The organism is Azonexus caeni (assembly GCF_048146105.1).
GTDB classification, from domain to species: domain Bacteria; phylum Pseudomonadota; class Gammaproteobacteria; order Burkholderiales; family Rhodocyclaceae; genus Azonexus; species Azonexus aromaticus_B.
On sequence record NZ_JBKJAD010000015.1, the window covers coordinates 93,902 to 106,225 of the forward strand.

Consider the following 12,324-nt stretch of genomic DNA (forward strand, 5'->3'; position numbering starts at 1 on the left):
CTCAGCCGAGCTTCTGCAGCGCCTGTTCGAGCAGTTCCGCGGCGGCCGGGAAGTCGTATTCGGCGATCTTGCGTTCGAAGGCCGGATGCATGCCGCCGAGCGCCTGGCGCAGCACCTCGGCGTCGCGCTGCAGGCGTGACTGGACGGCGAAATCGCCGTCGATGAGCTGGCGCACCAGGCCGTCGAGGCGGCTGCGGATCTGCTCGGCGCCCAGCACTTCGGTGGCGACGGCGGCCGGTTCGGTATTCGCCGCGAGGCGGGCGAGCGCGTCGTGCAGCACGTGGTAGGCGCCGTCGAGGACATCGACCAAGTCGAGCACTTCGTTGGCCGGGCGCTGCTGGCGGATGGCGTGGTCGACGGCGGCGGCGGCTTCGAACACCCGGGTCGCGCCGAGCGTGCCGGCGGCGCCCTTGATCGAGTGGGCGAGCCGGCGGGCTTCTTCTTCCTCGCCACAGAGCAGCAGCTCGCGGATTTTTTCGAAGTCGTCGAGGTGACTGCCGGCAAAGGTGTTGAGCAGGCGCTCGTAGACCGCCTGCTTGCCGCGCACGGCGTGCAGGCCTAGCTTGTAGTCGAGGCCCGGGATGCGCTCGAGCGGGTCGCCGGCAGCGGCCGGGTCGGCATCCGGCGGGCGCGTGGCGAGGTCGGGCTGACGGCTGTCTACGGCCCGCAGCGGCAGGGTGAACCAGAATTCGCTACCGAGGCCGGGGGCACTGTTGACGCCGATTTCGCCACCGAGCAGTTCGACCAGGCGGCGGCTGATCACCAGGCCAAGGCCGACCCCGCCGTGGCGGCGGGTGGTCGAATCGTCACCCTGCTCGAAGGGATGGAAGAGGCGGGCGCTGACCTCGTCGGCGATGCCGATGCCGGTATCGCTGACCGAGAAGCGCAGCAGCAGATGCTCGCCGTCGCGGTCCGGGTTGCTGACGGCGATGGTGATGCGGCCGGAGTCGGTGAACTTGACGGCATTCGACAGTAGCTGCTGCAGGATCTGGCGGATGTGCGGCGCGTCGCCGCGCAGCTTTTCCGGAATGCCGGCGGCGAACTGGCGATCGATGATGATGTTCTTGCTGCCGGCTTTTTCGGCAAACTGTTGACTGACCTCGGCGATCAGTTCGGGGAGCGGGAACTCGTTGTCGGCCGGCGTCAGGTTGCCGGCTTCCAGTCGCGACAGGTCGAGGATGTCGTTGAACAGTTGCATCAACTGGTTGGCGGCGTCGGCAATGCGGGCCAGACGCTCGCTGGCGACGCTATCGCCGATGTCGCGCTGGAGCAGGTGGGTGAGGCCGAGGATGGCGTTCATCGGGGTGCGGATTTCATGCCCCATGTTGGCCAGGAAGCGGCTCTTCGAGCGGCTGGCCGCTTCGGCATCCTCCTTCGCCTGTAGCAACTGACGGGTACGCTGGGCGACCAGCGATTCGAGCTGTTCGCGGTAGCGGGCGAGTTCGGCCAGGTTGCGCTTGCGCTCGGTGATGTCTTCGATGATCGCCAGGTAGTGGGTGACTTCGCCATCCGCCTGACGAACCGGCGTGATGATGGCGCGGATGTCGTAGAAATAGCCATCGCGGCGTCGGCTCAGCAGTTCGCCGCGCCAGATTTCGCCGCGCCGGATGCAGGCGTCGATTTCGGCGAAGACGTTCTGCGCGGTCAGGCCTTCGGCCAGGATGGCCGGTGGTTTGCCGATCACCTCGGCGGCCGGGTAGCCGGTGATGGCGATGAAGGCCTGGTTGACGTACTCGATGCCGTGCTCGCGGTTGGTGATGATGACGCCGTGCGGACTCTGCTCAATGGCCAGCGACAACTGGCGCAGGCTGGCCTCGCTGCTGGCGAGCCGTTGCCGCGCCCGCATCTTGCCGATGCCGAGACCGAGTTCGACGCCAATGTCTTCACGCAGCAGCCTTTCTTCGTCGTCGTCGCTGACGTCCGGCGCCAGTGCCAGGTGGAGCCAGCCGCAGAGGACAGCATCGTGCTCGATGGCGAGGGAGATTTCGCCACTGCCGACGGCCGGCGGCCTGGTATCGGCGGGGTGGAAACTGCAGCGGCGATAGTTGCCGTCGGCTTCGATCTGCTGGCAGACGCTGGCGATCAGTTCGCTTTCGTCGTTGCTGCGCACAGCGCAGCGGGCGAGGCTGCCGAGCAGGTGGAGGGCGCGGTTCTGACGCTCGATGCGGTGCCGGCTGGCGTGGCGGATGCCGATATCGGCCAGAATGCCGGCGCAAGCGACAGGCGTGCCGTCACTGTCGTGTTCGCTGACGTAGCCACGATCTTCGACCCAGAGCCAGCGACCGTCGGCATGCCGGACGCGGTATTCGGCCTGCAATTGACCGCCGGTGAGCAGGGTGGCAAGGGCGCTGTCATAACTGGCCAGGTCGCCGGGGTGGATGCGCGCGCGCCAGTCGGCGAGAGAAGCATGGCCGCTTCCGGCGTCGCCGAGCATGGCGCGCAGCCCGTCGCTGTGCTGGCGCTGCTCGTGCTCCCGTTGATATTCCCAGAGTCCGGCCCCGGCCGAGGCGAGGGCGAGGTCGAGCTGGGCCAGCAGGCGCAGGCGTTCGCGTTCTTCGCGCAGGCGCTTGAAGGCGCTTTCCATGTCGTGCAGCGCCAGTTGTTCGAACAGGCGCTGCTGGCTGATGATGCCGACGCTGCGCCCGTCGCTGCTACGGACCCCGAGGTGGCGGACGCCGTGGCTGGCCATCGCCGTCAAGGCTTCGCTGACCGGGCAGTCGATGGCGATGTCGCGCAGCGGGCGGCTCATTGTTTCGCCGAGGGTGAGGTCGGCGGCGTCGTGGTGCAGGGCGAGGAAACGCGGGATGTCGCGTTCGGTGATGATGCCGAGCGGCGCGCCGAGGTCGCCGACCAGCACGTAGTCGCTCGCCAGTTGCAGCATCTGCGCCAGCGCCTCGGCGAGTTTCGCGCTCGGCGGCAGGCGCGGCATGTCGTGATCCATCACGCCTTCCAGGGTGCGCAGATGGTTGAAGGCCAGCGCGCCAAGGTGGCGGCGGAAATCGGTTTCGCTGACGATACCGACGGTGTGGCCATCGTCGGCGACGACCACGAGGTGGCGGATGCGGTGCGTCTCGAGCAGCTTGCGCGCGGCCAGCAACTCGAGGTCGGGCGGCGCGCTGACCAGCGGTTGCGACATCAGCTCGGCGATCGGTGTGGTGCCGGGGAGTCGCCAGTGCATGGCGCGCAACAGGCTGCTTTCGGTGACGATGCCGAGTGTCGCTTCCGGGGTGCCGACCAGTAGACTGGATATTCCGGCCTCGCTCATGCGTCGGGCGACGGCCTGCAGCGGCTGAGTCGGAGCCACGTAGTGCACCTCGCGGGTCATGATGTCGGCGAGGCTGGTCGGGAAATTCGCGGTCATTGCGGATCCGGGGTGTTCAGCAGGTAGCCGGTGATGCCGTCAGCGGTTTCGCGCAGGGCGGCAATCAGCGCGGCGAAGGCCGCTTCTTCATCGGCGGCCGGGCGTTCGGATTTGAGCAGGAGATCGTTGAGGGCGACCGCCGCCAGGTGGATGTCGCGCAGCCCGAGCGTGCCGGCAACGCCCTTGAGGTTGTGGGCGAGAAGGCGGGCATCCTCGATCCGTCCTTCCCGGCGCGCCGCTTCTAGGATGGCCGGGTCGTCGCCGTGTCCCTTGAGGAAGGTGGTGAGCAGGCGCCGGAAGCTGGCGACGTTGTTGCGCACCGAGAGCATCGCCCGTTCGATGTCGAGCCAGGGCTGGATCGCCAGTTCGGCGCGTGGGTCGCGTACCGGCGCCGGGGGCGGCGCCTCGCTGCCGCTGGCGTGGTCGGGGCCGGGCAGCCACTTGACCATCGCCGCGTAAAGATTTTCCGGATTGACCGGTTTGGCGATGTGGTCGTTCATGCCGGCTTCCAGGCAACGCCGCCGGTCTTCGCCGAAGGCGTTGGCGGTCATCGCCAGGATCGGCGCGCTGCAGCCCTCGTCGCGCAGCTTGCGGGTGGCGGTCAGACCGTCCATGACCGGCATCTGCATGTCCATCAGGATCAGGTCGTAATGCGTGTTGAGCACGCATTCGATGGCTTCCGCGCCGTTGGCGGCGACATCGATGACGAAGCCGACGGCTTCGAGGAGGTCGCGGGCGACTTCCTGGTTGATCGGGTTGTCTTCGACGAGCAGGATGTGCGGTGCTTCGGGCAGCGCGCGCAGGCTGGCTTCGGCGTCGTCCGGATGGAAGGCGAGATGGCTCGAGGCATGCTCGCTGCCGTTCTGCAGACGGGCGGTGAACCAGAAGGTGCTGCCGACGCCCGGCGTGCTGTCCACGCCGGTTTCGCCGCCCATCAGGCGCGCCAGGTGGCGGGCGATGGCGAGGCCCAGGCCGGTGCCGCCGAAGCGCCGGGTGGTCGAACTGTCGGCCTGCTCGAAGGCCTCGAACAGGCGCGCCTGCTGTGCCGGGGCGATGCCGATCCCGGTGTCGCGCACGGCGAAGCGGACCAGTTGGCCGTGGGCGTCGCTTTCCAGCCGCTCGACCTTGATCGAGATGCTGCCGTGCTCGGTGAACTTGGCGGCGTTGGTCAGGAAATTGAGCAGGATCTGGCCGAGGCGCAAGGGGTCGCCGTAAAGGACTTGCGGCAGCCGGGGGTCGATGTCGATGGAGAAATCGAGGCCGCGCGAGCGCAGCCGGTCGACGATCAGCATCGACGAATTGTCGATCATCTGTCGGAGCTGGAAGTCGCTCGGTGCCAGCACCAGCTTGCCGGCTTCGATCTTGGAGATGTCGAGGATCTGGTTGATGATCGCCAGCAGATGATGGGCGGCATCCTGCACCTTGCCGAGCCGGTCGAGCGTTGCCGGGTCATTGGTCTGACGCAGGGTCAGGTGGGTGAGGCCGATGATGGCGTTCATCGGCGTGCGGATCTCGTGGCTCATGTTGGCAAGGAAGGCGCTTTTCGCCTGGTTGGCTGCCTCGGCGGCGTCGCGGGCGCTGGCCAGTTGGCTGGTGCGTTCGGCGACGATGTCTTCCAGGTGCAGGCGGTAGCGTTCCAGTTCCTGGTTGGCCTGGCGCTGCCTTTCCTCGCGCTCGCGCAGGGTTCGCTCGGTGGCGACGCGCTGTGAGATGTCGGTGACGAAGACGACCAGGTAGGGCGTCTTCTCGACGTGGATGACTTCGGCCGACAGGCTGATCTCGCGGCGCCGACCGTCGCGGCCGACGCCGATGCACTCATGGTCGGTGATCCGGCCGTCGCTGGCGAGCACCGCCAGCATCGTCTGACGGTCTTCCGGAATGCCCCAGAGACCGGCCTCGACCGTTGTCCTGCCCAGCAGTTCCTCGCGCGTCCAGTTGTATTCCGCGAGCAGACGTTCGTTGACGTCGACCAGCTTGCCATCCTGCAGGCGGGTGATGCAGGCGGCGACCGGCGCCGCCTGGAAGGCGATGGCGTAGCGGGTGAGGACGGCGCCTTCTTCCTTCAGGGTCTGCAGGATCGCATGTTCGGCGGCGTTGGCCTGACAAAGTTGTTCATGCACCACCGCGATCTGCCGGAAGCGGTGGAGCAGGACGATGTAGAGCAGGAAGGCGGTGATGCCGACGAAGAACCAGCCCTTGAACAGATTGGCCCGATGGCGCAGGGCTTCGTCGGCGATCAGGGTGTGTACCGCCTGGTCGCTGAACAGGATCCAGAGCGCCGCGAAGGCCAGGTAGAGCAGGGCGATGCGCAGCGGGGTCCCGGTGTAGCCGATGTTCTGCGGGGGCGCCTCGGGCATGATGCTTACTCGGCGTAGGCGGCGGCGATGCGTTTGAAGGTCTCGAATTCGCGGACGAAGGCGGCGGCGACGTCGGGGTCGAAATGCTTGCCGCTGCCGTCAACAATGATCCGGTAGGCTTCTTCCATCGGCATCGCCGGTTTGTAGACGCGGGCGCAGATCAGCGCGTCGAAGACGTCGGCGAGCGCCATCAGGCGGGCCGAGATCGGAATCTGGTCGCCGGCGAGACCGGCCGGGTAGCCGCTGCCGTCCCACTTTTCGTGGTGGCTGCGGGCGATTTCCTGGGCGATGCGCAGGAACTCGACCGGTCGCGTCGAATCGGCTTCGGCCTGGGCGATCGCCTGGGCGCCAATTTCGGCGTGGGTTTTCATGATTTCCCACTCTTCCGGCGTCAGTTTGCCGGGCTTGAGCAGGATGTGATCGGGAATGCCGACCTTGCCGATGTCGTGCAGCGGTGCCGACTGGGCGAGCGCGTCGATGGTGCGGTCGTCGAGATAGTCGCTGAAGCGCGGGTGCTGCTTCAGGCTGCGCGCCAGCGTGCGCACGTATTCCTGGGTGCGGCGCAGGTGGTTGCCGGTTTCCGGGTCGCGTGTTTCGGCCAAGTGGGCCAGGGCGTGGATGCTGACTTCCTGGATCAGCTGGTTCTCGGCCATCCGCCGGGCAACTTCCTGTTCGAGGTAGGCGTTGTGGTCGCTCAGGATGTCGCGCGCCTTCTTCAGTTCGAGCTGGGTGCGCACGCGGGCGAGGACGATCGCCGGCCGGATCGGCTTGGTGATGTAGTCGACGGCGCCGCAGTCGAGCCCGCGCTCCTCGTCGTCGGTGCTGTCCATGGCGGTGACGAAGACCACCGGCACGTCGCGGGTGGCGGCTTCGGCGCGGAGTTCGGCGAGGACGTCGTAGCCGTCCATGCCGGGCATCATGACGTCGAGCAGGATGAGGTCGGGCGGCGGTGTGGTGCGCGCGATCTGCAGTGCACGCTGCCCGGAATTGGCGGCCAGCACCCGGTAGAAAGGCTGTAGCAACTCGCCGAGAACGCTCAGGTTCTCGGGGACGTCATCGACGATCAGGATGGTCGGTTGGGGCTGAATCGCGATACTCCCACGCAATGTATTAGCGGTTCCCGAATTATGGAGCGTCGGCGCGATTCTGGCTACGCCAAATTGGTCTCTGCGGCCAGCCCGACCAGCCGGCGGTAGCTGGCAAAGCGGCTTTTCTCGATTTTTCCGGCGCTGACCGCGGGGCGCAGCGCGCAGTCCGGTTCGCGGTCGTGGCGGCAGTCGCGGAAACGGCACTGGCCGAGGTAGGGACGGAATTCGCGGAAGGCGTACTCGATCTCGCCGCGGTCGAGGTGGCCGAGGCCGAATTCCTGCAGGCCGGGCGAGTCGATCAGGTGGCTGTCGGCGTCGAGGTGGTAGAGCGTGGCGTGCGTCGTCGTGTGCTTGCCGGAATCGAGTGCCTGCGATATTTCGCGGGTGGCGGCGCGGGCTTCCGGCAGCAGGGCGTTGACCAGCGTCGATTTGCCCATGCCCGACTGCCCGACCAGGACGCTGGTCCGGCCTTGCAGGTGCGGGCGCAGGTCTTCGGCGTGGTCGCGGGCGCTGAGTTCGAGGACGTGGTAGCCGAGCCCGGCGAAGACGTCGGTCTGGCGCCGGGCGGCGGGCAGGCGCTCGGCGAGGTCGCACTTGTTGAGGACGATCAGCACCTCGATCTCCTGGCTTTCGGCGGCAATCAGCGCGCGCGTCACCAGATCGTCGGAAAAGGCCGGTTCGCAGGCGACGACGACAACCAGCAGATCGACGTTGGCGGCGATCAGCTTGTGGCGGATGTCGTTCGAGCGGTAGAGCAGGTGACGGCGCGGCAGGATTGCGTCGATGACGCCCTGGTCGGGCGAACTCTGGGTGATTTCGACTTCGTCGCCACAGGCCACGTCGCTTTTCTTGCCGCGCGGAAAACAGGGCAGACGGACACCGGCTTCGGTTTCGACCACATATTGCCGGCCATGGGCGGCGACGACGCGGCCGCGCATCAGTTCTTGAAGTGGTAGTAGGTCTGGTTCAGATAAGCGGCAACTTCCGCCTCTTCGTCCGGGAACCAGCCGCTGTTCATCTGCGCGTTGCAGGCGGCGGTGCGCTGCAACAGCTCGAGTTGCGTCGACAGCATGCGGCCGTCGCGGGTGTAGATCTTGCTGCCGTCGCCACCGTACATGCGGGCGTGGCAGCTGACGCAGCTCTCGTTGTGCCTGGTCTTGCCGGCCTCCGGGTCGGCGTTGCCCCAGGGGGCTTCGGCCAGCGCGGGCAGCGAGATCAGGGAGGCGGCAAGCAGGGTCGTCGTTTTCATGCGAGTCTCTCCTTGAGTTTTAGCTGCGCGATGCGTTGCGCGGCCGGCGGGTGGGAATCGTGGAACAGCGAGTGCAGCGGGTCGGGCGTCAGCGTCGATGCGTTGTCGTCGTAGAGCTTGACCAGGGCCCGTATGAGTTCGCCGGCGTCGGCATGTTCGGCGGCGTAGGCGTCGGCTTCGAACTCGTGGCGCCGCGACCAGCGGCTGGACAGCGGCGTCAGCGGGAAGAGGAAGAGCGGTACGACCAGGAAGAAGAGGATCAATGCCAGCGCCGTGCCCTGCGCCGGGACGCCGAGGCCGGCGTAAAACCAGGGCGCGTCGATCAGTTGGCCAAGCAGCCAGAGGAAGGCGAGCGAGCCGGCGAACATCAGCGCGATGCGCTGGGCGATATGCTTCTTGCGGAAATGGCCGAGTTCGTGCGCGAGCACCGCTTCGATCTCGCTCGGTGTCAGGCGGGCGAGCAGGGTGTCGAAGAAGACGATGCGCTTGTTGTCGCCGAAGCCGGTGAAGTAGGCGTTGCCGTGCGCCGAACGCTTCGAGCCGTCCATCACGAAAAGGCCGTTGCTGCGGAAGCCGCAGCGTTCGAGCAGGGCTTCGATGCGGGTCTTGGCGTCGCCTTCGGGCAGCGGCGTGAATTTGTTGAAGAGCGGCGCGATCCAGGTCGGGAAGATGAACAGCATGAGCAGGTTGAAGCCACTCCAGAACAGCCACACCCACAACCACCAGTGCTCGCCCATGGCGTCCATCAGCCACAGCACGACGGCGATCACCGGGGCGCCGATGGCGACGCCGAGCAGGGTCTGCTTGACGAGGTCGGAGACGAACAGTGCCGGCGTCATCCGGTTGAAGCCGTGGCGCGCCTCGACGACGAACTGACTGTAGAACGACAGGGGCAGTTCGACCGCGCCGGAAATGAAGGCCACGCTGAAGATCATCGCCAGGCCGTAGGCGAGACCGCTGAATTGCGCCGACCAGAAACCGTGCAGCGCGGCGAGCCCGCCGCCGAGCGTGAACGCGAGCAGCAGTACGGCTTCGCTCAGCGTGCCAAGGATCGCCGTACGGCTGCGGTCGATCGTGTAGGCGGCGGCTTTCTGGTGCGAGGCGAGGCTGATGCGCTCGGCAAACTCTGTCGGTACGGTGCCCCGGTGCGCGGCGACGTGGCGGATTTGGCGCAGCTTGAGCCAGAGGCGGGCGGCCAGCGTGAGCGTGAAAGCGGCAAGGAAAAGCAGGGTGAAGTTCTCGGTCACGGGCGATGTCGGGGAAGCTGTGAGAAAATGGCGTTTTTAAAGTTTCGGGCAATTATATGGCAGGCAATGCAAACAACCTCGTCTGGCTGGACATGGAGATGACCGGTCTCAATCCGGACGGCGACCGCATCATCGAGATGGCGATGGTGGTGACCAATTCCGAACTCGAGATGGTCGCCGAGTCGCCGTCATGGGCGGTGCACCAGTCCGACGAAGTGCTCGCCGGCATGGACGATTGGAACCAGAAAACGCACGGACGTTCCGGTTTGATCGAGCGCGTGCGGACTTCGACGCTGGCCGAGGCCGATGTCGAGGCAGCGGCCCTGGAGTTCCTGCGCAAGTACTCGGGCAAGGGGCATTCGCCGATGTGCGGCAATTCGATCGGCCAGGATCGCCGCTTCATGGCCCGCTACATGCCGACGCTGGAAGCCTTCTTCCACTACCGCAACCTCGACGTCAGTACTCTGAAGGAGTTGTGCAAGCGCTGGCAGCCGGAGGTGTACCGCGGTTTCAAGAAGAAGAGCAAGCACACCGCGCTGGCCGATATCTATGAGTCGATCGACGAACTCAAGTACTACCGGGAGCATTTCCTGATCAAGTCCGGTAGCTGAGTTTCTCTGCCGGCGCTCAGCGCCGGTAGAGACGGAATTTCTCGCGCCGCTCGCCGGGGCGGCGACCTTCCCAGACCTGCGTCCAGCCGTCACCCGGCGCTGCCAGTTCGCTGCCGCTGCCGACCAGCAGCAGCCAGTGGCACTGGCGCCCGGCCGGACTGTCGTGCGCAATCGGCGCAATATCGACAAAATAGGCGAAGGAGGCCAGTTGCCCCTGGCTCAGGCCACGTTCGGCCAGGCAACGGCTGCCGTCGGGGAGTGCCCGGGCCACTGCTTCGGCGACCGGTCGGTAACTCTTGCCGTAATCGAACCAGGGCAGCAGCAGTGCGTTGGCGATCAGCCACAGCGTGGTGAAACCGAGGGTCCAGTGCGTCAGGCTGCGGTACGGCGAGCGTGGCGCGGTGGCGATCAACCACAGCCAGAACAGGGTGGCGACGCCGCCGATGCACAAGCCGAGCCAGTGGATTTCACCGACGAAGCCGGGGCGCAGGACGACCACGCGTTCCGCCAGGCGGGCCGGAAAACCGAGCGCCATCGCCGACCAGGCGACCCAGATCAGCAGCGCGAAGAGGCTGAAAACGCTCATTGCGAACCAGTCGAAGGCGTTGGCCGCACCGCGCCGCAGGCTCAAGGCGCCCGGTGTGGCAAGCAGGGCGAGCGGCGGCAGCAACAGCAGGGCCGGGATCTCGCGCGGCCGGTAGGCCCAGGCGAGCAGGAGCAGGGTCAGCAGCAGGAAGGCCAGTGGCAGTAGCTGGGCCGGGAAATACCACTGGCTGCGCCGCGTCCACAGGGTCCAGAGCGCCAGCGGCAGGGCCGGGAAGGCGAACAGCGGCAACATTGCCGCGAAACGGCCAAGCGAAACGAAGGAGAACGGCGTTTGCAGCGGCGCCAGTTCGGTCGCCAGCCAGGCGGTAAAGCGCGCCGGTTGCAGCAGGTGGAGCGTCAGCGGCCAGGGCAGGGCAATGAGGGTGCCGATCAATAGCCCGATCAGCAAGGTCTGCAAAGCCTTGGCACGGTCCGGCGACAGCCACCAGGCAAGCGGAGCGATCGCCAGCAGGGGCAGGGTCGGCGCGATACCGGCACCAAGCAGGCAGGCGGCCAGCGCCAGACCATAAAAAACGCCGGTCAGGCGCGGTTTGCGACCGATCGTGGCCAGCGCGCCGAGACCGCCGGCGTAAGCGGCGAGCGCGATCAGCATCGGCTGGGCGTCGTGGGCGTGGATCAGCAGGCCGGCGCAACCGGCCAGCAGCATCGGACTGGCCGCCGCGCTGTCGGTGCCGTACAACTCGCGCCCGGCGTAGTAGAGACCGACCAGCGCCAGCGCGATCCAGATGCCGCTGGCCAGGCGCATGGCCTCGTGCGCCGGCAGCAGCCAGTCGAAGAGCATGCCGGTCAGCGCCGCCGTCCAGTAATACAGCGGCGGCTCATGGAAAGGCCGGCCGGCCAGCGCTGGCGCCAGCCAGTCGCCGGACGACAGCATTTGCCAGGCGGTGCCGATATGGATCGCGTCCTCGCCCTTCCACGGATCGCGACCGAAGAGGCCGGCGAGGACGTAGAAGGCGAGCATGCCGGCGAGCACCCAGCCACCCGGAGGCAGGCGGATGCCGCGGCGGATCAGCGTGGCAAAATCAGGCATCGGTGGCAGAAATGAAAAAGGCAGCCCACGGGCTGCCCTTTACGGAGTGCCGCAAGCCGATCAGGCAGCAGCCTTGCCGCGCATGGCGCCGAATTTCTGGTTGAACTTCTCGACGCGACCGGCGGTGTCGACGATCTTCTGCTTGCCGGTGTAGAACGGGTGGCAGGCAGCGCAGACTTCGATATGGAAGTCGTTCTTGGGCATCGTGGACTTGGTGGTGAAGACGTTGCCGCAGGAGCAGGTCACTTGCACGTCGTGGTAATTCGGGTGAATGTCGGCTTTCATTTCATATCCTTTAGTCAAGCGATCGGCGGTATTGGCCGATCTGGGAAGCGCGTGATTATCGTTGATTCGGGGGGAAGGAGCAATTGTTTTTTGGGTTTTGTTTGGGGTTTTCGATTGTGTTTTTCTGAGCCGCTGTTTTTCGCTGTTGTCCGGCGGGCGGTTTTGTTTTCTGAGCCGCTGTTTTCCGCGCCTGACGCGCGGGCGTACTTTCTTCTTGTTTCGCCAAGAAGAAAGTAGCCAAAGAAGAAGGCGACCCTAGGTCAGCGCCCGCTGCGCGGGTTCCCTGCGCTACTCGCCGTTGGCGGGGGCTGCGCAACTCGGGGCTGCGCCCCTCAGACAGTGCTCGCCCTTTTTCCGCCAACGCCTGCGTTGCTCGGCGCCTCCCAAGGGGCCCGGAAAACCAAACGTTGCTGGAAGCACCGCGGATTTTTCAACCGCCAGTTTTCGTGAACCGCTGGTTTTCGGGGTCCCCCTGAGAGGCGCTGAGCAA

General features: G+C 66.2%; 9 protein-coding genes. 1 reads left to right on the forward strand and 8 read right to left on the reverse strand.

Going from position 1 to position 12,324, the window contains the following annotated elements:
- Position 1 precedes the first annotated feature (1 nt).
- The 6 genes from ACLIIZ_RS14370 to ACLIIZ_RS14395 are packed head-to-tail and all read right to left on the reverse strand — an operon-like array spanning position 2 to position 9,302.
- Complete coding sequence (locus tag ACLIIZ_RS14370) at positions 2-3,361, reverse strand: CBS domain-containing protein (protein WP_416693235.1); 3,360 nt, start codon at positions 3,359-3,361, stop codon at positions 2-4.
- A complete protein-coding gene (locus ACLIIZ_RS14375; RefSeq protein WP_416693236.1) occupies positions 3,358-5,718 on the reverse strand; it encodes a response regulator in 2,361 nt (786 codons plus the stop codon). Before ACLIIZ_RS14375 ends, ACLIIZ_RS14370 begins: the two co-directional genes overlap by 4 nt.
- A 5-nt stretch (positions 5,719-5,723) precedes the next feature.
- Positions 5,724-6,824: an HD domain-containing phosphohydrolase gene (locus tag ACLIIZ_RS14380; protein ID WP_416693237.1), complete on the reverse strand. Its 1,101-nt coding sequence runs from the start codon at positions 6,822-6,824 to the stop codon at positions 5,724-5,726.
- A gap of 44 nt (positions 6,825-6,868) precedes the next feature.
- Complete coding sequence (rsgA, locus tag ACLIIZ_RS14385; RefSeq protein ID WP_416693238.1) at positions 6,869-7,744, reverse strand: ribosome small subunit-dependent GTPase A; 876 nt, start codon at positions 7,742-7,744, stop codon at positions 6,869-6,871.
- Positions 7,744-8,055: a c-type cytochrome gene (locus tag ACLIIZ_RS14390; RefSeq protein WP_416693239.1), complete on the reverse strand. Its 312-nt coding sequence runs from the start codon at positions 8,053-8,055 to the stop codon at positions 7,744-7,746. The genes rsgA and ACLIIZ_RS14390 overlap by 1 nt, the downstream gene beginning before the upstream one ends.
- On the reverse strand, positions 8,052-9,302 hold the full coding sequence (locus ACLIIZ_RS14395) for a M48 family metallopeptidase (RefSeq protein ID WP_416693241.1): 1,251 nt from the start codon (positions 9,300-9,302) through the stop codon (positions 8,052-8,054). The genes ACLIIZ_RS14390 and ACLIIZ_RS14395 overlap by 4 nt, the downstream gene beginning before the upstream one ends.
- A gap of 56 nt (positions 9,303-9,358) precedes the next feature.
- Between ACLIIZ_RS14395 and orn the strand changes: the two genes are divergently transcribed.
- Positions 9,359-9,913, forward strand: a complete 555-nt coding sequence (gene orn / locus ACLIIZ_RS14400) for an oligoribonuclease (RefSeq protein ID WP_416693243.1) — start codon at positions 9,359-9,361, stop codon at positions 9,911-9,913.
- Between the two features lie 16 nt (positions 9,914-9,929).
- On the opposite strand, the gene ACLIIZ_RS14405 is transcribed toward orn, so the two are convergent.
- Positions 9,930-11,549 carry an ArnT family glycosyltransferase gene (locus ACLIIZ_RS14405; protein ID WP_416693244.1) on the reverse strand — a complete coding sequence of 540 codons (1,620 nt, stop codon included), beginning with the start codon at positions 11,547-11,549 and terminating at the stop codon, positions 9,930-9,932.
- 60 nt (positions 11,550-11,609) lie between these two features.
- Positions 11,610-11,834 carry a 50S ribosomal protein L31 gene (gene rpmE / locus ACLIIZ_RS14410; protein WP_416693246.1) on the reverse strand — a complete coding sequence of 75 codons (225 nt, stop codon included), beginning with the start codon at positions 11,832-11,834 and terminating at the stop codon, positions 11,610-11,612.
- Positions 11,835-12,324: the final 490 nt, after the last annotated feature.

Coding starts and splice junctions, on each gene's coding strand:
- ACLIIZ_RS14370 (WP_416693235.1), bottom strand. CDS start 3,361: ATGACCGCGAATTTCCCGACCAGCCTCGCCGACATCATGACCCGCGAG.
- ACLIIZ_RS14405 (WP_416693244.1), bottom strand. CDS start 11,549: ATGCCTGATTTTGCCACGCTGATCCGCCGCGGCATCCGCCTGCCTCCG.
- rpmE (WP_416693246.1), bottom strand. CDS start 11,834: ATGAAAGCCGACATTCACCCGAATTACCACGACGTGCAAGTGACCTGC.
- ACLIIZ_RS14375 (WP_416693236.1), bottom strand. CDS start 5,718: ATGCCCGAGGCGCCCCCGCAGAACATCGGCTACACCGGGACCCCGCTG.
- rsgA (WP_416693238.1), bottom strand. CDS start 7,744: ATGCGCGGCCGCGTCGTCGCCGCCCATGGCCGGCAATATGTGGTCGAA.
- ACLIIZ_RS14390 (WP_416693239.1), bottom strand. CDS start 8,055: ATGAAAACGACGACCCTGCTTGCCGCCTCCCTGATCTCGCTGCCCGCG.
- orn (WP_416693243.1), top strand. CDS start 9,359: ATGGCAGGCAATGCAAACAACCTCGTCTGGCTGGACATGGAGATGACC.